This window comes from Aporhodopirellula sallentina SM41 (assembly GCF_000346505.1).
Classification (GTDB): Bacteria; Planctomycetota; Planctomycetia; order Pirellulales; family Pirellulaceae; genus Rhodopirellula; species Rhodopirellula sallentina.
Window position 1 is genome coordinate 1 of record NZ_ANOH01000324.1, and the last position, 21,666, is coordinate 21,666.

General features: G+C 57.2%; 13 protein-coding genes and 2 pseudogenes. 5 read left to right on the forward strand and 10 right to left on the reverse strand.

Annotated features, from left to right (window positions below):
- Nucleotides 1–454: pseudogene (locus tag RSSM_RS33885) on the forward strand (hypothetical protein); the annotation flags it as partial.
- A 283-nt stretch (nucleotides 455–737) separates the two neighbouring features.
- The gene (locus RSSM_RS21380) at nucleotides 738–1,229 is read left to right on the forward strand and encodes a DinB family protein (protein ID WP_008683826.1); all 492 of its coding nucleotides are present in this window, start codon (nucleotides 738–740) and stop codon (nucleotides 1,227–1,229) included.
- A 128-nt stretch (nucleotides 1,230–1,357) separates the two neighbouring features.
- Here the strand turns inward: RSSM_RS21380 and RSSM_RS21385 are convergent, their stop codons facing one another.
- Nucleotides 1,358–2,347 (reverse strand): DUF1559 domain-containing protein, encoded by a 990-nt coding sequence (locus tag RSSM_RS21385; protein WP_044303222.1) that lies wholly within the window; start codon nucleotides 2,345–2,347, stop codon nucleotides 1,358–1,360.
- Nucleotides 2,348–2,409: 62 nt separating this feature from the next.
- Nucleotides 2,410–6,057: a serine/threonine-protein kinase gene (locus RSSM_RS21390; protein ID WP_008683830.1), complete on the reverse strand. Its 3,648-nt coding sequence runs from the start codon at nucleotides 6,055–6,057 to the stop codon at nucleotides 2,410–2,412.
- An 897-nt stretch (nucleotides 6,058–6,954) separates the two neighbouring features.
- On the opposite strand from RSSM_RS21390, the gene RSSM_RS21400 reads away from it, so the two are divergent.
- Nucleotides 6,955–8,301: a carbohydrate porin gene (locus RSSM_RS21400; protein ID WP_008683832.1), complete on the forward strand. Its 1,347-nt coding sequence runs from the start codon at nucleotides 6,955–6,957 to the stop codon at nucleotides 8,299–8,301.
- 273 nt (nucleotides 8,302–8,574) lie between these two features.
- Here the strand turns inward: RSSM_RS21400 and RSSM_RS21405 are convergent, their stop codons facing one another.
- The 8 genes from RSSM_RS21405 to RSSM_RS21440 all read right to left on the reverse strand — a co-directional run bounded on the left by RSSM_RS21405 (nucleotide 8,575) and on the right by RSSM_RS21440 (nucleotide 19,373).
- Nucleotides 8,575–10,656, reverse strand: coding sequence for a chromosomal replication initiator protein DnaA (locus RSSM_RS21405; RefSeq protein WP_044303224.1), 2,082 nt, complete (start codon nucleotides 10,654–10,656; stop codon nucleotides 8,575–8,577).
- A gap of 14 nt (nucleotides 10,657–10,670) precedes the next feature.
- Nucleotides 10,671–11,582, reverse strand: a complete 912-nt coding sequence (locus tag RSSM_RS21410; protein ID WP_008683837.1) for a YybH family protein — start codon at nucleotides 11,580–11,582, stop codon at nucleotides 10,671–10,673.
- Between the two features lie 138 nt (nucleotides 11,583–11,720).
- On the reverse strand, nucleotides 11,721–12,848 hold the full coding sequence (locus RSSM_RS21415) for an HlyD family secretion protein (protein ID WP_008683840.1): 1,128 nt from the start codon (nucleotides 12,846–12,848) through the stop codon (nucleotides 11,721–11,723).
- Nucleotides 12,845–13,030: a hypothetical protein gene (locus tag RSSM_RS21420; RefSeq protein ID WP_008683842.1), complete on the reverse strand. Its 186-nt coding sequence runs from the start codon at nucleotides 13,028–13,030 to the stop codon at nucleotides 12,845–12,847. Before RSSM_RS21420 ends, RSSM_RS21415 begins: the two co-directional genes overlap by 4 nt.
- Nucleotides 13,027–13,422, reverse strand: a complete 396-nt coding sequence (locus tag RSSM_RS21425; protein WP_008683844.1) for a DUF3302 domain-containing protein — start codon at nucleotides 13,420–13,422, stop codon at nucleotides 13,027–13,029. Before RSSM_RS21425 ends, RSSM_RS21420 begins: the two co-directional genes overlap by 4 nt.
- 248 nt (nucleotides 13,423–13,670) lie before the next feature.
- A complete protein-coding gene (locus tag RSSM_RS21430; RefSeq protein ID WP_173403174.1) occupies nucleotides 13,671–15,221 on the reverse strand; it encodes an arylsulfatase in 1,551 nt (516 codons plus the stop codon).
- A gap of 762 nt (nucleotides 15,222–15,983) precedes the next feature.
- Nucleotides 15,984–18,110, reverse strand: a complete 2,127-nt coding sequence (gene uvrB, locus RSSM_RS21435) for an excinuclease ABC subunit UvrB (protein ID WP_008683847.1) — start codon at nucleotides 18,108–18,110, stop codon at nucleotides 15,984–15,986.
- A 222-nt stretch (nucleotides 18,111–18,332) separates the two neighbouring features.
- Entirely contained in the window at nucleotides 18,333–19,373 is a 1,041-nt protein-coding gene (locus tag RSSM_RS21440; RefSeq protein ID WP_008683851.1) for an NAD-dependent epimerase/dehydratase family protein, read from the reverse strand.
- A 265-nt stretch (nucleotides 19,374–19,638) separates the two neighbouring features.
- On the opposite strand from RSSM_RS21440, the gene RSSM_RS21445 reads away from it, so the two are divergent.
- Nucleotides 19,639–20,991, forward strand: coding sequence for a S1C family serine protease (locus RSSM_RS21445; protein ID WP_144060014.1), 1,353 nt, complete (start codon nucleotides 19,639–19,641; stop codon nucleotides 20,989–20,991).
- Nucleotides 20,981–21,666: pseudogene (locus RSSM_RS21450) on the forward strand (S1C family serine protease); the annotation flags it as partial. The gene RSSM_RS21445 and the pseudogene RSSM_RS21450, both read left to right, overlap by 11 nt.

Genomic DNA, 21,666 nt, shown 5'->3' on the forward strand with positions numbered 1-21,666 from the left:
AAAGGTCGTTCCCGACGACACGATCACGCAGCATCAACTGCTCGCCGATCTCGACAAACATATCGTGCTGGCCTATCCCACGCGTTACGTTCGTTGGTGGCTGCTCGCGGTCCGGCGGGGAATGTGGGGGTCAGCGGCGAACATGGTCATGCACCCGCTGTTTCTAATCTCCATTATCGCGTTCGCAGTCTTCTCGATCTATCAGTGCGTATCTCCATCGGTCCAACCGGACGATCAGAATCCGTCCTCAAGATGCGATGCCGGTTATCGCGCGTTGGTGTTGCTTGCCATCACGTACGCCGCATTCAAATTGGGATTTGTTGCACTCACGAGTCCACCGATCGGACGTTTTTCCGATGCCGCGTTCGTTTTCATCCCAGGAATTCTGCTGTGCGCGGCGTTAGCGATCGTGCAACAGATCAGGCAATCCACGCAGAGCACTTTGAAATTCTAAGTGCCCGATCCCCGTAACTGGATTCGCCCGGACTCAGCCCCTCAAAGTTCAACAAAATCGGCTAGATCATATTGAAAGGCGCCCTGCACAACCTTTTCTCTCGAGAGCATTTGAAGATCCTCCTATGGTTGTTGCCGATCGCTCGCAGCCTATATTCCATGACTCGTCTTCGCCATTCGATGAGGCACCGTTTTCGGTAAACGACTCGCAATGCATTGCGATACGCACAAATCGATATTTTTGGCGACACGCCTTTCCTTTTCAGCAATCAAGAGCCAGGACTATGGACGCGTTCGACGCAATCAAGCAAACCTATTCGACCAGCCAAATGGTGATGACTTCTTTTCTCAGCGACCTGAGCGACGAGGAATTGTTGACTCGGCCGTGTAAGGGCTGTAACCACATCGCGTGGCAACTCGGGCACTTGATCGTTTCCGAAGGCAGCCTTCTCGATTCGGTCGCACCGGGACACTCGATTTCGCTGCCGGAAGGTTTCGCCGAAAATCACTCGCGAGAAAACGTCGCCAGTGACGACGCGAGCCAATTCTTAACGAAAGATCAATATCTCGATCTGTTCGGTAAATGCAAAGAAGCAACGTTCGCGGCATTGGATGCGATGAGCGACGAAGATCTCGACAAACCGGCCCCCGAACATCTTGCAAAAATGTTCCCAACGGTCGGAAGCATCTTGGTCCTCGTTTCAACTCACGTCATGATGCACGTTGGACAAATCGTTCCGGTTCGACGATCGCTCGAGAAGCCAGTCGTCATCTAAGAATCGATCCATCGACCGGACACAACAAGACGCCCCGCAGACACCAATGGGACATGCGTGTCGTTCGTGCCGGCGTTAGTGCCACTACGGGCTACCCGAGAACTGAGCCGCGTCGGTTTCAAAACGTTCTAGGGCTGTGGTGCTTCGCGGCCTCGGCGTGTGATCATGGACGCAAACATATATGGCTCAATGTTTTCGGTGAAGAATTTGACCGAACCATCCGCGAGCAAAAAGTAAGAACCGCCCGGGTGAAAGCTGTGAAAACCGAACCCGCGGGCGTTGGTGCAGTTAATCGCACAGGGACCGTCCTCCGGAGGCCAGGATAGTCCGTCGCGTTGGGAACCCTGCATCCAGTGTTCTCCGTTGACCAGATCGCCCCAACCTCCGCCGTTCGTTCCGACCAGGTTGGTCGTGGCAACGTTGTCGATGCGTCCTCCGCTGTAGATTGTCGGTCCACCGGTGCGTTCTCCCAACAGGAATGTGTTGGAAAGACCGTCGAGGATGCCAGAAAACTTCCCGTCTTGGCCACCACCGAAAACGGAACTGACCACCTGCAACGCGCCTTCTCGCTCGATCGAACCGTCGATGCCCGCGTGTAGCATGTAGTTACCGTTCACGCCCGTTGTCGGGGTGTAATCAATCGGGGCGATGTTCGTCGCGGTAAACGGCATGCCCATCGAAGTCGCATCAAACGTGTAACGCCTCGTGTCGGCTGATTCGGGCGTCGAGGGGCAGACGTATAGTGGCACGACCGACTGAATAACGGCCACGTTCTGTGGACTGAGCTGATCCACCGCGACCACGTTCATATCGAATCGTTCATAGATCGCCTGTTGCTCCATGAACGGCAGGATCGCCACCGACCAGGGGCGACCGTTGAATGACTTGGGCGGCGTCTCGAACCAGAGCGCTCGCGGCAGGACCTGATAGGCGCTGTGATAGTTGTGAATCGCCAATCCAAACTGACGGACGTGGTTACTGCATTGCATGCGACGTGCCGCCTCGCGAGCCGCCTGCACCGCCGGGATCAACAGCCCCACCAAGACCGCGATGATCGATATCACCACTAGGAGTTCCACCAACGTGAAACCACCGTTTAATCGTTTGCCAGTCTTCATTGCCGTCACCGCCTTAACAAATGTTACACCCAACCGATGCGTCGGCTGCTTCTTCAAATGACTCATTGTTCCTGTTCCCAATTGTCCGCTACCAAAGGGATCACATGCAAGCGTGAAGTCTCATCGACGCTAGCTTTGCTGAAATCCCAATCATTAAAGACCAGTACGTTGTTCTCCTCAGACATTGCCAGTGAGCGGATCGCTCGATCAGGCGATGTCATCCTTACCGTCCCGATGAGCCGGAGAGTGGCGGCGTTCCAAACACCGAGCTCCCCAGTACTGCTGCCTGTGAGTAGGGTGCGTCCGTCCGGTGTAACAGCGAGAGATGTGATGCCGTGGTATTTCCCCGATCGCTGGTCGCCCGTTCGCCATTGCCGCGACCGCTGCAGTTGCTCGCCACTCTCGTTCACCGCGTAGATGCGTCCGTCGAGTACCCCGAGCAGAAAACGCGATCGAACGTCGTCGCGGCAGGACGACTGCAGGTGACCGAATCCCGGACCGAGTCCCCGCTCGGTGTAATCGCCAACGCGGTAAAGAAAAACGGAGTCGCCGATCAGGAGCATCTCATCGTTGCCGATACTGAAAACGGCGCTCGCCGATCGTCGGAAACGAACCGATCCATCACGGGAAAACTTTTGCACCTCGCCGGAATCATCATAGACCACGCGGAACAGAGTCATCACGGTAGAGCCGTTCTTTAATAGTATCCAATCCGCCTCTTTGCCAACAAACACAGCGACCACGCCCCCCTCCGACGGTCTCGATTTGTTTGACGCATCCAGTTCGTGCACGCTACCGTTGCCGGATAATTCCTTCACAACAACATTGCTCTCATAACCAGCGGCCAACCATTTACCTTCATTGCAAATCTGCAAGAAACTGGTGTAGCGTTTACGCGGCCCGAGAACTTCTTTGATGTCACCATCCGCGATCGCAAGCCGATAAACCGACCCGTCATATCGCATCGCGTATACAAACCTGCCATCGTCCGTTACCACCGTGTGGACCGCCTTCATGCCTCGGAGATGCGGTGGCTGCGTTGGGATTTTAAATGCATTCGCCGCTCCTCCATCCGCTTGCTCGTCAGCAATGAACGAGGTCGCGATCATGCCATCTTCGCCACCGCTGAAGATTCGACCACTTTCGTCGAGAACGACTTCGGTTACCTTGCCGCGATGTCGCACGGAGTATTCGGTAGGTTCCACTTCAATGGGCACAGCGTTGTTTTCGCCACGTTCGATCGCGAATCGTTTCTGCTCCTGCATGTCAGGAAGATCCCAAACGCCAACTCCGCCACCGAGCGTTCCCATGATCAAACGATTTCCGTCATCGGTCATCTTCACCGAAGTGACCGGCCCACAGGTGCTATCAAAGTAAAAACGGAATAACTGATCGCCTTCGACGTCATTAATCTGAACCTGCGCCCCCCCCATCCGAACGCAACAATACCGAGACGAGTCACCAGACGCGGTAATCAGATCCATCGCGCCCAGGGTCCCTTCATAGCCGAACAGAAAACGACGGCGACGCGAAGAAAGATCGAAGGCAGAATATTCCCTGTCCTTATTGGTATAGACCAGTTCATTGTGTGCGTTGATCAAAGTCGTGACATTGCGGCGTTCGGACGGGAATTCAAAACGTTCCATAGGGTTTTCAAGCGAGATCACACGCACCGGTTCATACCGACACCCCACCGCGATCTGTTTACAATCCGGAGTAAACGCCAGTGACTCGACGGTCGCGTCAAATCCCATGAGACTCCGGTCAAAGGTAAGTTCAGTAAGATCGCCCTGAGACAAATCCAATAGTTCGACCGAGGTCATCGCGGTCCACGCGGTCAATGATGCCGAGGTGCTCTTGCCTACTGCAATCCAGCGTCCGTCGGAGGACGCCGCCAACGCGTGAACCTGCACGTGACCGCCCATACCAAACAATCCGGCATCGGGCAGTTGGATGGAATGAACGAGTTCGCCATGTTTTAAATCGTGAAAGCGAACGCATCCGCCGAGTGATGTCGAAACCAGCAAATTGCGTTTGGGAACCAGAGCCAATCCGGTGATACGCGTGTTCTTCTCGACGTCTCCTAGGTCCAGTTCATCCCATCCCTGCTTTGCCAACGTGTTGATCAACTGCCAATCCGTTCGTCCCCGAACACGTTCCTCGCCGCAATACTCCAAAACATCATCAACGATCTGTAACGCGTTGGCGGAGTTGCCCACACTGACAGCAGAAAACGCATCCCGTAGATCGGATTCGTAGGCAATTTCGAGCGCCGTGTTCTCACTGTTGACCGCATTGATACGTTGTTGCTCGGCATCGAGAAACGCTTCACTCGCCCGGGCTTCCGCCTCCTTCGCGAGCGTCTCGTTGTGCGAGGCAACCGCCATCGCATCGGCGAGCACTTGTCCCTGTTTTCGCAAACTACGGTTGCTCCACGCGAACGTGATTGCCGCCAAAGTCGACATCACCAGTAAACAAACCACCAGCGTCGTCTCGACCGGCGACCGCCCCGCCATTTGCAACATCCGCTCGGCCCGCGACTGCGGACGCGCGTCGACCGGAAACCCTTCGGCGTATCTTTCCAAATCATCGAGCAACAGATCGATCGATTGATACCGATCGCGCGGGTCCCGTTCCAAACATTTCATGCAAACCGCATTGAGGTCAACATTGACGGCCGGGTTCTTTTCACGAACCGGCGTCGCGGATGTGTTGGACATCAACTCGATCATTTCGATCGGTACTTTGGCCGAATAGGGAACGCACCCGGTAAGCATCTGGTAGATCACAACGCCGAGCGAATAGACATCACCGAGTTGCAGGTCGCCTAACGCTTCCCCTTCGCCCTTTTGACCTCCGAGTTGTTCGGGAGCAATGTAAGGCAGCGTTCCGACAACGCGATTTCCTTCGAACGATTGAAGCAAATCGACAATGTCACGCATTAAACCAAAATCAGTCAAACGCGGCGTGAAGGGCAAACTTTCACCGCGATCCAACTCCACGAGATCGGACGCATCCCACTGTTTCGAGCCGTCGGTTTGGTTGAGTAAGCTCGACTCATCGTCGAAACGCAACGGGTCGGGAACCAACAACACATTGCTCGGTTTGATGTCGCGGTGGACGAATCCGCGTCGGTGGGCGTGCGAAATCGCCTGAGCCAATTTGATCGCAACGCTAACGCCCCACTTCGTTTCCATGCCATTGGGAAACGCCGAAATCAGCTTTCGCAGCGTTGGCCCAGGACACAACTCCGATACCAGATAGATGCACTCGTTCGATTCGATAATCTCGTACACCGGCACGAGGTAAGGATGACTCATCCGTGCCGCGGCGCGGCCTTCGCGCAAACGTTTGCCGCCGTCATCGACTACGGTCGGGTTTCGAGCGATCGCCTTGATTGCCACGTCGCGATCCAAGACCGGATCGTACGCCCGGTGCACGACCCCGAATCCTCCGCGGCCGAGTTCTTCACGAACCTCAAACCGTCCGATCTGCCGCGGTACCTCTGGGATGGGCGGGTCTTCCGATGCGGTTTTGTCCGCCACCGTCGCGGTCCCGTCGGAGGAGCTCCAGTGCTTCGTCTGCGATTCGTCCGAACTGGTATCTCGCAAAGAGTGCACTGAAACCGGACCGACGCTGAGCCCGTCATCGTCGTTATCGCGTGCAACCGGCCCGCTCGTCGGCCTATCACTCATCGATTCGTCACTCATTGGGTCACCCACCCAGTGAGTTGAAGTTTCAGCGAATCCGATCCGCCCCCGATTCGCAACCTCAACCTCTCAGCAAACGCCACCACTGCATCATGGAGACATCCTCCGCCGGAAAGCTCCCTGACCAGTGCTTCCATAGGGAAGCGATCGAACCGAACTCCCTGAGCAGGGATAAATGAACCGAGACGCAATTTCACAGGATGAACAATATATAAAACGCAGACGAGTTGTAACAAAACGCGATTTCGCGTTGTGGATGCCCCAAACAATCTTTCTGTCACCGGCCTTCTGTCACCGGCTTGCCTTCCCCAGCCTTCCCCAGCCTTCCGTCACCGGATCAATCCGCCAAGACTCCTCATTAACCTTGATCCAGCAGCCTCCCACCCGCGATCTGATGCGTCGGGAGTCGGTAAATTAAAGCGACTTTTATTCGAAGACGCGCAGCTTAGTAGCCTTATTCATTGTAGCGAGTACGATATATTCGCCCAGGTGTTTCTGCTCCCCCCGAAGGATTCTAGCCGGGCAGCGACGCAATAACACTAGTTTTCCGACAAACTCCCGCATCCGAACCGCAGAATCGCGGCGGATCTCGCTGAGCGATCCCGCCCCAGGAAACCGAACCGCGGCACCGGGCGCGGACGTTTTCTCGACGCGTTTACACCCTGAGGCCCCCTCCGGCTCGCTTCATCGTGAAACGTTTGTACCGTCCGCCTGACAAGCTGGATTGATTACACGCGTTCTGGGGCGCACGGCTGATTGGATGATATCGCATGTCGCGGTTGGCCGACTGATGGTAGTGGCACCGGTGCTCCCTCATCACACGATGCAAGCGATTACAACGAATCGGTGCAGCTAAGTCAGGCTCGCCACCCCCGTCTCCTTTTCAGCAAGATCACAATGCTCCTACGCAAACAGGTCACGAGCAAGCGTCGATGGCTCGCGTCACTCCTAACGCTGACGGCCAGCTGGATCCCATCGGTTTCGATCGGACAGGATGGATGCTGCGACTGCGACGCTGGGTTTTACTGCGACGCTGGGGTTTGCTGCGACGCTGGGGTTTGCTGCGACGCTCACTTCGAGGACGCATGCGATGCGTTTCACGAAGAGCTATCGTGTCGAGAATCACTCGCCGCATGCGGGCTGACGTTCAGCAGTAACCTGACTCAGTTTTACTTCGGCACCGTCGATGGCGGCGTCAAACAGACCGGGCGCTACGGCGGACACGGCGACTACCTCGCCAATGTCGACTTGGGCAAACTCGGCGTGCACGAAGGTATGTTTCTCAAAGTCCGTGCAGAGCACCGATTCGGCGACTCGATCGTCGAGCCATCTGGTGCGTTCCTGCCTGCGACGTTGGCGACGGAGTTACCAACGGTTCAAACCCGCGACCTCTACATCACTAACTTCGTCATCACTCAAGCTCTGTCGGAGTCCTGCATAATCTTCGCAGGGAAGATGGATTCGCTCGATGGCGATATGAACGCGTTCGCTCATGGTCGCGGGATCACGCAGTTCTCCAACGTCAGCTTCGTCGTAAACCCCGTCGCACTACGCACGGTTCCGTACGCAACACTCGGTGCCGGGTTCGCCTACCTGCACGAAGGACAACCGATGTTCTCCTTCCTCGCACTCAATCCAACCGACACGGTGAGAACGAGCGGATTCAGTGAACTGTTCAGCGAAGGTGTTGTGCTATCGTCCGAACTTCGCCTACCCACGCGATTCTGCGATCGGCCCGGCCACGTGCTCGTCGGGGCAACCTACAGTTCGCGTGACTTCGCCAATCTCGACCAAGACCCGCGGGTCGTCCTGCCGACCATTCCGATCGAGCGTTCCTCGGGTTCCTGGTCGGTCTATTGGAATACGGACCACTACCTGCACGTCGATCAACGCGATTCCACTCGGGGTTGGGGATACTTCACACGCGGCGGGGTGGCGGACGATTCGAACAATCCGCTGAGCTACTTCTGGAGCATCGGTCTTGGTGGCAACAGCACTCTCCGCGGTCGCGAGAACGACTCCTTCGGCGTCGGCTACTACTTCTCCGAAACGAGCGACGACATCACGCCGCTGTTGGAATTGGCGGTTGGTGGAATCGGCGACAGCCAAGGAGTTGAAACGTTCTACAACATTCAGGCGACACCCTTTCTCACCATTACCCCTGATTTTCAGTGGGTATCGCAAGCACGATCGACCGTCGACGACGCGTACATTCTCGGTGTGAGAGCGAACATCGCCTTCTGATTTCGCCTTCTGAAAACGCCTTCTGAAATCGCAGGTGTTGTCGCTTGAATCTCCGGCCACCGTCCGCAATCCAATCACGCCAACACAAACGCGGCCGCGATCCCCTGTTGGGAACCGCGGCCGTCGCGAGACAGTTGACGATGAGCAAGACAGCTAGAACACGTTGAATTGGGATCGTCCGATTTCCGTAGCTCAATCTGCCAGAATTCAGGCCACCGAAGTCTGGCGACATCGGCTACATCATTCTTAAAGACGCTCTCGCGATGAGAGCGACTACTCCTGAGAGCCGGAAGAGCCATCCTCCTCCGAATCGTAGGCGTCCTCGGAGTCCTCGGCGCCATCGGTGCCTTCCGCTTCGTCCGGTTGCTCGAGCCGAACGAGAATGTAGTTCTCCGTCCGTTCGCTGCCGAAGTGCACCAACAGCGGTACGTCGTCTTCGGTCAAGTTATACAAACCGGTCTCGGCGATGATCTCGTCGTCTTCTCCGAAACGCATCGCGACGCGCTGCGTGTTCTTGTCGACTCGGCCTTGGATGGCCTGCGATTTGTCGGTCTCGCGGTTGTACATCGTTCCGGAGATGATGCCCGACTTGTCCACGGCCAATTGAATGATACGCGAGGGTTCGACGTCGTCTTCATCGGTCGATAACGCAAACGTTCCCAGCGGCAACCACTCCGCCTCCTCCGCTTTCTCCTCCGACTCCGGAGGCACAACGGTGGCTAGAGCAGCCGCACTTTGTGCAAACTCATCCGCCGTCGCAACCGGTTCATCGTTGATGTAGACGCGGTTGTCTTGGTAGGTGACGTTTCCGCCGCTGCCGTAGTCATAATAGATTGGCTGTTCCCAAACCGTCTTGGGGGCCGACCATGCGAACCATCCTGCGGCCACAGCGAATGTCGGACGGCTCCACCAGTAGTTCCACGGGTAATAGTTGAAGCGATGGTAGTAATGCCATCGACAGACACCGCCGGGATGTCGGTACCACCAGTTACCGGTGAACCATCGTCCGTGGTAGTGATATCCCTTCCAACGGAAACGAACACCGTCGCCCCATCCACGCCAATATCCAACACGGCCTGGTCGCGTCTTCGCCCATCCGTGCAGCCCACCCATTTGCGTCTGCCACCGGTTGTTCATGCGACCGACGGTGTTGCGATCGATGTTCACCCAAGACGGACGGTTGTTGATGACCGTGTTGCCAACATTGATCTTGCCAATATCGATCGGCCGATTGTTGAGCCCCGGCCGGCCTGGCATCCCCGGTCGGATGTCGGGACGGCGACCTGGACGGTCAGCAATCCCAGGACGGTCACCTCCACCAGGTCGATTCCCGCTACCAGGACGGTTCCCATTTCCAGGACGATCTCCGATGCCAGGGCGATCTCCAGCACCGGGCCGGTCGCCAATTCCTGGACGGTCTCCGCTTCCAGGGCGGTCACCGATCCCGGGCCGGTCCCCGATACCAGGGCGCTCACCCCCAGGGCGATCACCGATTCCCGGTCGTTCGCCGTCGCCAGAGCCTGGACGAATGCGCCCCGGCAACGTTTCCGGTCGAAGACCACCTTGGATCCCGAGAAAATCGCCTACGTCGCCTGCGGAAGGACGGTCCCCCGAACCGGGCAAACGGTTCCCGGGGCGAACACTGCCCGGCCGGTCTCCGCTGGGTCGATCGCCACCCGGTCTACCACTGCCCGGCCGGTCTCCGCCGGCGCCTGGGCGATTGCTGCCGGGACGCTCACCGCTGCCACCACCGAGACTCGGAAAGCTGGGACGATTCCCGGGTAGCGTCGTCGGTCGATCTTTCGATGGTAACGTTCCAGGCAGAGTGCTGGGGCGATTCACGTTCGGCCGGCTCGCATTGGGACGATCGAGACTTGGACGCCCGCCCGACGATCCGGGGCGTGAGGAACCTGGCCCTGACAAACCGGGACGCGAGGAGCCGGGTGATGATGGGCCAGTGCTCGGACGCAGCCCGCCGCTAAAGTTCGGCGACGAAGGAAGCGTTGACGGACGACTGCTAGGAACGCTCGGACGCGAGCTCGGCAAACTCGGTCGGGTGCTCGGGCGAGACGACGGCATGCTCGGTCGAGACGTGGAGAAATTCGGTCGGCTGCTCGGCATCGACGGACGCGATCCGCCCCCGAGGTGCGGTGTGCTCGCCGGACGCGCGCCGCTGAATCCGCCGCGGCCACCGCCACCACTGAATCCACCACCGCCGCCTCCCATCCGTGCGCCGCCACCGCCACCTCCACGGCCGCCGCCCCCGCCGCCTTTAAAACCGCGTGCGTTGACAGGCGAAATCTGCCCGTACGAAATCAACGCGAACGCGCAAAGAATGATAGTGATTCGTTTCATGACATTGACCTCAATCATTCTGACGCGGATGTGGAACCGGATTCCGTCGATTCCCGACGAACGACGACTTCGGAGAGTGTCGACGGCTGCGGCGCACCCTCGATTTCATGGCCGACCAAGTTGATCGCAAATTCATCTTCGCTATGCGGCGTAATCACGTAGGTGCCCGAGGCGGCTCGTCCGTCCGCGAGCGTTTGCGTCGACTGGACCAGCCACTGATCGCCGCTCTTGTCCCATTCGCCGTTGCCAAACGAACCGTCCGCGTTGAAAGTCCACGATCGGATTTGCTGCATCCGCGGATCCCACGCGATCACCTGCGTGCTCTGCGCCGTGGTTCCTTCAGCGTCTTCTGCCTCGAACGTTCGGATCAGATAGGTACCGTTCGCGGTCGATTTGACCGTCGATCGGACCACCACGTCGCCGGAATCGTCCCGCCACGTTCCGATCAACCAATCGAGTTGTGATAGCGCGGCATTGCCGGTCACCTGCGGTACCGGAAACTCGTCCATCGAGTCGATCACCCACTGACCATCGATCTGCTTTAAGATCGCGGTAAAGCGGCTTTCGCTAGGTTCCGAATCACCGGCCGTCACCATCACTTCGCCTTCGACCTGCGCGACCGATTCGGTAATCATTCGCACATGATCGACCGAACCGGAAAGAAACAGCGACTCGGGGCGAGCGAAGACCTCTTCAATGTCACGCATGATCGCGTCGCGACCGTTGGTCCGAACGGAAAGTTCGTGATCCATGTGCGTCGCATTCTCAGCCCAAAGACCACGCAGCGCGTCGGCATCCTTGGAGTTGAACGCACCGACATACTCACGAATCGCTTGACCGACCGAATCATCGGCGTGAACCGTTCGGGTTTCCGCAACGCCCCCGCAGAGCACGACGACAAACAAACAAAAACAACGCAGACTCATGATTCGACTCGTCTCATTGGGGGATTAGTTTCTTATTGAGCTTCCGTTGGAAGCCCCATTATACCAGTCATCGATAGGCAACCGCCGAGCGAATGCCACACCAGCGTCGACCGTTCCGACATCCGTCGTCCCGCCGAACTACATCAAGTAAGCCAACCAACTCTTTGCCCGTATTAGGAACATGATTGGGATACCGGCGATCTGGATATCCTCCGTGTAAACAGCCGCCATCGCGCGTGCCCCGCCTGGAATGCGCAACTCGTCTCCTCGATCGAGCTTGATGCGAACGGCAAACCGACTCGGGCTCCCGTTCGCGACATCGGTCGGGAGTATCCCCGAAACCGGCATTTGCCCAGCCGCGGTAACGTCAACCGTCGTGATCACCCGACCGGTGAAGATCTCACCCGGATAATTGTAGAGCGCCACCTCGGCATATTGGTCGTTTTTGATTCGCAGATAGTTCTTTTGATTAAACATCGCCACAACGACGCCTCGATTCCGTTCAGGGCGATCAACAACAAAACTCACTAGAGAACTCGTCGCCCCGCCGCCGACTAGCATGCCCGGCCGCAACTGCAGGTTTGTCGCGAATCCGTCGCTCGGCGCGACCACCGTTGTCTGATCGAGATCGTATCGAGCGTCGTTTCGCTGTGCCTCGATCTGTCTCACCTGCGTTGTCGCGACTTCGACCGACAGCAGCGCCTGTACCAATTGCGTTTTCGCAGTCACCCGCGCCGCACTGGCGACCTTGAATTGATTTTCGGCAGCATCGAGTTCCTGTTGGCTGCCCGCCTTCTCGTCCATCAGCTTTTTCTGTCGTTCGCGATTCGCGGTCGCAAACTCGAGGTCGGATGTGGCTTGATCCAACTTCGCCTGAGCCATATCAACCGACGCGTCCGCCACCTCCTTGCTCTGTTTGGCTTGTTCGAGCGACGCCTCCAACCGAGCCACGTTGTTCTGGTAGGGGACCGGATCGACCTTGAACAGAACATCGCCCGCCTTCACCATCCTGTTCGGCTGAACCTCGATCTCGGTCACGCGTCCCGGGCGACTGAGTTGCGGCGTGACCGGAATCACTTCCTCCAACACGATCGCTTTGGACGTGAATGGGTGAAAGTATTGTGCACAAAACAGCAACGCAACAATCAACGATGGTCCAACCGACGCCAAAACGATTGCCAACGGCAAGGTCAGTCGCAACAGCTTCAGTTTCGCGAACACCAACCAGATCGCGCCACAATAAAACGCACCGAGAATCCAATTCATCGGTTTTCCTCCTCGGCAGCACGAGCCATTCGGTCGACTTGGTTCTGCAGTTTGTCGAGCCGATGCAGTAGCCCGTCGTCGCTGCCGCCCGTCGAACCAGACGCCCCGCTTTCCTCCGCAGGAGAATTCAAAATTCGATAGAGATACAGCACGTAAAGACAACTCAAAACGGCAGGGATCATGATTGGCCTCCTGCCGCGTTTTGCAACTTCGCGACACTCGCTTCGAGAGCGTCAATTTTTCGTCTGAGTTGTTCGTCGTGAGTCGACTGAGTGATCGAACCGGCATCGGAATCGCTACCTGAATCGCCACCTGAATCACCATGCAGTGGCGTCGCACTGTAATCCCAGTACGCCCAGACGATCGCGACCACCCAGAGAACGCCGGTTGGCAAACCGAACCAACCACAGATATTGACCGCGGCGAGTTGAGGGTGATTCCGTTTGCTCGCGATTCGCCCCGGCAAGGCGGCAATCCCGACGAGAACCGCAACGGCGACCAGAACAAAAACAAACAGAAAGACCAACGCCACGATTCGCAGCAAAGGTCCCGCTCCCGCGAATTGATAGGCCATCAGACTTCGTCAAACCTCTTCATCGAACACAGTAGGTTTCACCTAACGGTGAGAGGCACACGTTTAACCAAGCCATTTCAAAACACACGTGCCAGGAACAGCAATGCATTCCCGGCACGTGATCGGATTCTACGTCGAGACACTCATTGAGAACTCATCTGCCAGTCAGCGTTCGACACAACTCGCAACCGCGAACCGGGACCAACGCATAACGGCCATGAGAAGAACAGTGTCCTTTGTCCGGATCCTTAGCGAGCGCCGCCACTCTCGTTGAGTTTCCGCATCACGTCATCCAGATTGAAGCTCGCCGCCTTTTGGCGTGGCGGGAATTCTTTGAAGCTCATCATGAAATCCTTGACATAGTCCTGAGCAGGCACGAGCAAGAAGACGTGGTCGAGCAACCAATCGTAGTAGGTGTTCGACGTGATGTCGGCACGCTCGTACGGGTCGGTACGCAAGTTGAAGATTTTGGGCACACGAAGCGACACAAACGGTTCGGCCCAAATCTGCAACGTTCCGGCAACGCGCTGCTCAAGGAAAACGATCTTCCAGTTATCAAACCGAAGACTGGTCAACTGTTGGTCGTCGTTGCAGTAGATGAACGACTCGCGAGGTCCCTTTTCTTCTTCGCCGCTCAAGTACGGCAACAGGTTGTAACCATCCAAGTGCACTTTGTAATCGCGACCGATCGCTTTGTGTCCCTTCAGCAGTTTTTCTTTGATGTTGTCTTCGCCGGCCATCGCCAAGATCGTTGGCAACCAATCCAAGTGCGAAACAATCTCGTTCGAAACCGTTCCTGGTTCGATCTTGCCTGGGAACCGAACCATCGCCGGGACGCGGTACGCACCTTCCCAGTTCGTATTCTTTTCGTTTCGGAACGGCGTCATCGCCGCATCCGGCCAACTATTCATGTGTGGCCCGTTATCGGTGCTGTACATCACGAACGTGTTGTCGGTGATTCCGAGCTCGTCGATCTTGTCGAGAACCGTGCCCACGTTTTTGTCGTGGTCGATCATCGCGTCAGCGTATTCGCTCATCCAACGGCCGGATTGACCGCGGCTCTCAGGCTTGACGTGCGTGCGGAAGTGCATGTGGGTGAAGTTCACCCAGACGAAGAACGGCTTGTCGGCTTTCGTTTGACGTTCCATAAAGTCAACGGCACGATCGGCGATGTCATCATCGATCGTTTCCATACGCTTCTTCGTCAACGGACCGGTGTCTTGGATGCGTCCGTCGGAAAAGCTGTGCAACACGCCACGAGGGCCGTACTTTTTGCGGAACTCGGGATCTTTCGGATAGTCCGGCAGTTCCGGCTCTTCTTCGGCGTTGAGGTGGTAGAGATTTCCGTAGAACTCATCAAAGCCGTGGTTGGTGGGCAGCATTTCGTCACGGTCACCGAGGTGATTTTTTCCGAACTGACCGGTCGCATACCCGAGTGGCTTGAGCAAACCGGCAATGGTCGGATCCTCGACCTGCATTCCCAAGTCCGCACCAGGCAGCCCCACCTTCGTCAGGCCGGTGCGCATCCCGTGTTGCCCCATAATGAAAGACGCCCGCCCCGCCGTGCAACTTTGCTCGGCGTAGTAATCGGTGAACATCATTCCTTCGCGCGCGACGCGATCGATATTCGGGGTTTGATATCCCATCAAGCCGTGTGTGTATTGGCTGATGTTGGCCCGCCCAACATCGTCACCCCAAATGATGACAATGTTGGGGCGTTTCTCGTCGTCAGCCTGCACGCATAGAGGGCTGAGCGCGGACACGATCAAGGCCGCTACCGTCAAGCGGAATCGTGACATCTGAAAGTTCATCGGATCTCTTACATGTGAGTAGGATTGGAAAAGCCTGTGCAGTCTGGCTGCACACAATACGAGAGTGATCGCGGAGGATCGGTCGCACTATATCAACTCCACGAAAGGCGGACGCGCAGGAAGAACGCAGATCGCTCAATTGACGTAAGAAAAACCGGAATCTCTGCAAGACAGTTGGTCGGTCAAGCCCGCCGACATGCAACTGCTTGTGGCCACAACCGTACTGTCACAATACCTTGATTCCGCCTCGGAGGCAGCGAGATTCATCGAAATTAGACGCATCCTCTCATTCCAATTTCAATTTCGCACACCCTTCACACACGCAATCAGATTGCAATTTTCGAAAACGTAATTGATTGACAAACGTTGATCAATCAGTTCAGTGCGTCTAATAAGGGAACGCTCAAAATTCCACGTACTGCGACACACAGATTGCGGCACCGTTCATATGACAATCGCCGGGCCGGGGTGAATTTTTTATGAAGTCTATTCGGGGACACGCATCGGTTTGCGTGGGCAGAAATTAACGACCGCGTGCTAGAGCGTTCTAGGATGACGTAGGCGATGTCGGCAGACTGAAGCGGCCTAAATTCGGTGGCCTAAATTCGGTGGCCTAAATTCGGTGGCCTAAATTCGGTGGCCTAAATTCAAACGCCAGAATTCGAGGGACTGAATTCGGCCGAATCAGGCTACGGGAATCAGAGACGGCAAATTTCGATGTGATCAAATACGCACGAAATCTTGGTCAACCTAACCGCGTTTGGGCCGAGGAATTTTCGCTCGGGTTGGGTTGAGGCCTTTTTGCTTTTTGCCCGCCCGGCGGCCTTTGCCTCGTCCGCCTGATTTGGGTTTCTCCTCCGGCAACTCGACTTCCGAGAGCGGTTTGCCGATGTTTTCCTTTAGCTGCAGAACGCGATCGCGCAACCGGGCCGCTCGCTCGAATTCGAGTTCTTCGGCCGCCGCTAACATTTCGTTTTCCAAAGCATCCACGTATTCCAACGTGATGTAGGTCACTGCACTATCCTCGGTGGCCTGCCGTTCAGCGGCGCGGTGTTTCGCAGCATCCGACTCGATCCCTGAACGGATCGTCTTGAACACCGTCTTCGGAACAATCCCGTGTTCGTCGTTGTACTTCTGTTGGATCCTTCGACGACGTTCGGTTTCGTCGATCGCCATCTGCATCGAATCGGTCATTTTGTCCGCATACAAAAAGACGCGAGAATTCGCATTCCGAGCGGCACGACCGATTGTTTGAATCAAACTCGTTTCGCTCCGCAGAAACCCTTCTTTGTCGGCATCGAGAATCGCAACCAAAGAGACCTCGGGCAAATCGAGACCTTCCCGCAACAGGTTCACGCCGACCAAACAGTCAAACTGACCGGTGCGCAATTCCTGAAGCAGATCGACTCGTTCGAACGCGTTGAGTTCACTGTGCAACCACCGGCAGCGAACGGCTTGTTCCTGGAAATAGTTCGACAGGTCTTCGGCGAGCCTTTTCGTCAGCGCGGTGACGAGCACCCGTTCATTGCGAGCCGCACGGATGCGAACCTCTTCGAGCAGATGATTCACCTGACCTCGCGCCGAAATGACTTCCACGACAGGATCGAGAAGTCCTGTCGGACGAATGATCTGCTCAACCACTTCGCCGCCGGTACGTTCGAGTTCGTAGTCGCTCGGCGTCGCACTGACAAAACAAATCTGCCCGGTACGTTCTTCCCATTCCTCGAATTTCAACGGCCGGTTATCGAGCGCACTGGGCAACCGGAACCCGTGCTGGACCAGCGTCATTTTGCGACTTCGGTCGCCCGCATACATCGCTCGCACCTGCGGCACGGTCACGTGCGACTCGTCGACAAACGTCACCATGTCCTTCGGGAAAAAGTCGTAGAGCGTATCCGGCGTGGCTCCTGGTGCTTTGCCTGAAAGGGGCCGCGAGTAGTTTTCGATGCCCGGGCAATGCCCGACTTCGGCGAGCATCTCGAGATCGAACTTGGTACGTGCCGACAACCGTTGAGCTTCGAGCAACTTCCCTTGCGACTGGAACACTTCCAACTGTTCGGCGAGTTCGGTTCTCAATGATTTCAGTGCCGCTTGGATCCGATCCTCGGGCATCACGAAGTGCTTCGCCGGATAGATATAAAGATCCTTGACCGTGTTGATGGTCTCGCCGGTCAGCGGTTTGATCAGCGAGATACGTTCGATCTCGTCGCCCCACATCTCGATCCGGTAGGCGAACTCTTCATAGGTCGGCCACACCTCGATGGAGTCGCCGCGCACACGGAACTTGCCGCGTTCGAACGCGAAGTCGTTTCGGTCGTACTGCACATCGACCAACTTCAACAACAGGTGATCCCGCCGAGTCGTTTCCCCACAGTGGATATCGATCACGAGTTCCTTGTAGTCCTTCGGCGATCCGAGACCATAGATACTGCTGACCGATGCCACGATGACGACGTCCCGGCGGCTGACCAGCGAACTCGTTGTGGCCAAACGCAGCCGGTCGATTTCCTCGTTGATCGAAGAGTCTTTCTCGATATAGACGTCGCGCTGCGGGATGTAGGCTTCGGGTTGATAGTAGTCGTAGTAGCTGACGAAATAGTGGACCGCGTTGTTGGGAAAGAACTCCTTGAACTCACCATACAACTGCGCCGCGAGCGTTTTGTTGTGGCTGAGGATCAACGCGGGTCGGCCCAGGTTCGCGATGACGTTCGCCATCGTGTACGTCTTCCCGGTACCGGTCGCACCGAGCAACGTCTGCGAAGATTTTCCGGCTTGAAACCCAGCGGTCAATTTTTCGATCGCTGCCGGCTGATCACCCGACGGCGGGAAGGGTTGGTTCAGATCGAAATTGGCAGCGGGCAGTGTTGAGCTATTCATGCTGGTAATATTAGCGGCCGTCGAGTGGGTGCGTAACGTCCATGCAGATCGTGATGGCATTCACGATCGTCAGGGCATTCACGATCGTCAGGGCAATCACGAGGCCGCGGCGATCGCGAGGCCGTGGCGATCAAGAGGCCAGCCGACCGGTGCGTCGGCATCTCCGCGAGGGCTCACCGAATTTTGCGGAGTCTGACGAGCCTCCGTAGGGCGTCACCGAATTCACAGAATACTGCGGAGCCCTTCGACGTAGGTGGGAAACCGCAGCTTCGCGACGAGGTCTCGTTTGAAGCGTCGATTCCAAATGCGTTTGTCCGTTTCACTGCGAAAACGCACGCCAGAGTCTTCCGCCGGGTCGACGAAAACCGGCGAAGGCGATCCGGTCTGCTTGGCGATCTCTTCGTAGAATTGACGACGGATCACGGGCGAATCATCACTGACAACGTACAACCGCTCGCGACAACATCCGCCATCGGAACCGCCCGCGACAATCCTTCGAGCAAACGCCGCCATCACCGCCGAGGCCGCGTCCTCGACGTGAATCAGGTTCAAATGTCCTTCGGGCGGCGACGCGATCGGCCGCCCGGCTCGCACGTCCGCGGCCCGCGGCACTCGGCCGGGGCCGTAGATTCCCGACAGCCGCAGAATTGTCCACGTTGAATTCGGCAAACACGCGGCCATCCGCGACTCAGCCCTCAGGTGAGCCTGGCCGCCGGCGCGTGTCGGGAAAGTCGGTGATCGCTCGTCAACCCACACGCCGCCCGTCTGATGATAGACGCCAGTGGTGCTGATGTAGCAAACGTCCAATCCACTGTTGCCGGATCCTTTCGTGGCCCCGTTTTTGGATCGTACCGTGGCCTCGTTTTGGGATCGTACCGTGGCCTCGTCGATCACCCGCAGCAACCGGCTGAATCCGTCCACCTGCGAGGCAAACCGATCCACTTTGCTGTTTCGATCGTAACTAACCGAGACCAAAACGCGATCGATGCTTTCCTGTTCGATGACGCGGGCGATTTGCCGGAGATCTCTGGAATCGTTCCAGTCAAATCGCACCGGCAAAAATCCCGCCGCCGCGATTTCTGCTTGCCGATGGCGGGTGGTGGCGGCAACGGACCATCCTTTCGATGCGGCCCGTTTGCCGACCTGCATGCCCAGATAACCGCACCCGACGATCAACAGTTTGGGCAATTCCGGATGGCTGGCGATGGCATTTTGTGTCACGAAAATTCCGCATTCGAGGCAAGGAAACGCACCGATCCGCATCCGACCGGCCTCACAGCCTACCCGAGTCTTCGGGATGCGCGGATGGCGCCGAGCGGGAAACGGTCCAGAGCGATTCCAGGCAGTGTGAATTGAGCAAAAAGGTGGGCGATTTCGAGCCAACAGGGTACAATAGGTCACGGCCCAGGAAGGGGACTGCCACGACAGGACAACGGAGCGATGACATTCTCGATCATGAGGGACGCATAGTTTGAATTCGGATTTTTCGCTTCGATCAAGACTGCCCAACCGTGTCGTTCGTGGCGGCATGAACCGCCCCCGATCAGTCGGCCTGGCGATGCCGAGGCATTTCATTGTCGCCCTGATGCTGTTGCTGGCGACGGGCCCGAGCCTGATGGCTCAAAACCAATTCTTCCCCAACGGCCAACCCGTCCCCAACGGCGGCACGATCCCGCAAACCTACCCTCCGGCGACTTATCCGCCCGGCACCGTTCTGCCCGGCGATGTCGTGCGAGGGCAAATTGGCGGCAATGTGATTCAGGGTAACGTGATCCAGGGCGATGTCATCCAAGGCACTGTCGTCGACGGTGGTGTGCGTTCGGAAACCGGCAACTCGACCCGTTCGCTCGCCCCGGAACGCAACGACTTTCGAAGCCCGATCGTTGATTCGCAGGACGCCGACTACTCTCGCCCCGGCGGACCTCGCCCGAAAGGCGACACTTGGGTTCAATTGCCCGAGGCTCTGCAAACGTTGCTCGATGAAGGCGGCGTGCCCGATTCGCTCGAAACATTCCGCTTGCTCCAGCGTCAACAACAACTCGTTGCCTCTCGCGCCGCCGAATGCACGGTCAGCGTTCAGATCGGGCCTGCCCAAGGGTGCGGCGTCATCATCACCGGTTCCGGCTACGTCCTCACGGCCGCCCACGTCGCGATGCGGCCCGGAAAGTCGGCTGTCTTGACGCTCGCCGATGGACGAACCGTGACCGCGACGACCCGAGGGATGAATCGCCACGTCGACGCGGGCCTGATGAAAATCAATCCCGGACAAAACGGCGGCAAACCGTGGCCTCACGCGTCACCGGGAACGAGCGAAAATCTCCGCAGCGGCATGTGGTGCATCGCCACCGGACATCCCGGCGGCTACGACCGCGAACGAGGCATGGTGACCCGCGTCGGTCGGATCCTCGATGTTCGGGAGGATTCGTTGGTCACCGATTGCGCGTTGATCGGTGGTGACTCCGGCGGGCCGCTGTTCGACCTGTCGGGGAGATTGATCGCTGTGCACAGTCGCATCGGCAACGAAGTGACTGACAACCTCCACGTGCCCGTTGATCACTACCGCGACTCCTGGGATAAAATGAACCAGGGCGAATCGTGGGGTTACCTTCCCGGTTTCAAACCGGTCCTCGGCGTACGCGGCAACGCGACCGACTCGGAAGCGAACGTCAAGCAAATCAATCCGGGATCTCCCGCCGACGACGCGGGGATCGAAGCCGGCGACGTTGTGGAACGATTTGGTGACGTGCAAATTACGGATTTCGAGTCACTCAAAGCTGCCGTTTCCGACACCATGCCGGGGGAACGCGTCAAAGTATGGGTCCGGCGTGAAGGGCGTTTGATTCAAGTTGTTGTAGAAATCGGTAGGGCCAATGACCATTAAGATATCCAACACCAATCGATCGATCATCGGACAGATCACCGAACAATACGCCGAAGAGTGCACCAAACTCATCGCGTCTGACTCGGGTTCATTGATGCGGCGATTTTCAGTAATGCGGCATTGTGTGCTGTTGGTTCTGATCATCATCCTGGCCGCGACCACGCCGAACACTGCGACCGCACAGGACTTTGGCGAATCGCCCGAGTGGCTGCAACGACGCCGCTTGCTCGACCACGCGATCCAACGTCGCGACGCGATCGTGAACCGCCGCGACTCCAGCGCGATGATGCGGCTCGTCCATCCGATCGCCGAGTCAATCGAAGGCAGCGTCGTTGAAGTGATCAACAGCGGCCGACCGGTCGCGTTGGGAACCGTCGTTCAGAAGGATCAATCGTCAAACGAACCGGCGGTCACAGACTCCTCGGAAAAAGTAGACGCATACATTCTGACCAAACGCAGCGAACTGTCGGGTGACCCGATCCGGGTCCGACTCGCCGACGGCCGACTTCTGCCCGCCCGTGTCGCAGCGGTTCGCCGGGCCAGCGATTTGGCATTGTTGGTCGTGCAGACTGACACAAACACCGTGCAGAGTTCGCTCAAACCCGTAACGTTCGAACGATTCGTTCCACTGATCGGCAGCTTTCTGATCAGCCCCGATCGATCGGCTCGCGTGAT

Bases quoted from the DNA above. Each gene is read 5' to 3' on its own strand.
- RSSM_RS21380 (WP_008683826.1), top strand. From the start codon at position 738: ATGGACGCGTTCGACGCAATCAAGCAAACCTATTCGACCAGCCAAATG.
- RSSM_RS21385 (WP_044303222.1), bottom strand. From the start codon at position 2,347: ATGAAGACTGGCAAACGATTAAACGGTGGTTTCACGTTGGTGGAACTC.
- RSSM_RS21390 (WP_008683830.1), bottom strand. From the start codon at position 6,057: ATGAGTGACGAATCGATGAGTGATAGGCCGACGAGCGGGCCGGTTGCA.
- RSSM_RS21400 (WP_008683832.1), top strand. From the start codon at position 6,955: ATGCTCCTACGCAAACAGGTCACGAGCAAGCGTCGATGGCTCGCGTCA.
- RSSM_RS21405 (WP_044303224.1), bottom strand. From the start codon at position 10,656: ATGAAACGAATCACTATCATTCTTTGCGCGTTCGCGTTGATTTCGTAC.
- RSSM_RS21410 (WP_008683837.1), bottom strand. From the start codon at position 11,582: ATGAGTCTGCGTTGTTTTTGTTTGTTTGTCGTCGTGCTCTGCGGGGGC.
- RSSM_RS21415 (WP_008683840.1), bottom strand. From the start codon at position 12,848: ATGAATTGGATTCTCGGTGCGTTTTATTGTGGCGCGATCTGGTTGGTG.
- RSSM_RS21420 (WP_008683842.1), bottom strand. From the start codon at position 13,030: ATGATCCCTGCCGTTTTGAGTTGTCTTTACGTGCTGTATCTCTATCGA.
- RSSM_RS21425 (WP_008683844.1), bottom strand. From the start codon at position 13,422: ATGGCCTATCAATTCGCGGGAGCGGGACCTTTGCTGCGAATCGTGGCG.
- RSSM_RS21430 (WP_173403174.1), bottom strand. From the start codon at position 15,221: ATGTCACGATTCCGCTTGACGGTAGCGGCCTTGATCGTGTCCGCGCTC.
- uvrB (WP_008683847.1), bottom strand. From the start codon at position 18,110: ATGAATAGCTCAACACTGCCCGCTGCCAATTTCGATCTGAACCAACCC.
- RSSM_RS21440 (WP_008683851.1), bottom strand. From the start codon at position 19,373: ATGCGGATCGGTGCGTTTCCTTGCCTCGAATGCGGAATTTTCGTGACA.
- RSSM_RS21445 (WP_144060014.1), top strand. From the start codon at position 19,639: ATGAACCGCCCCCGATCAGTCGGCCTGGCGATGCCGAGGCATTTCATT.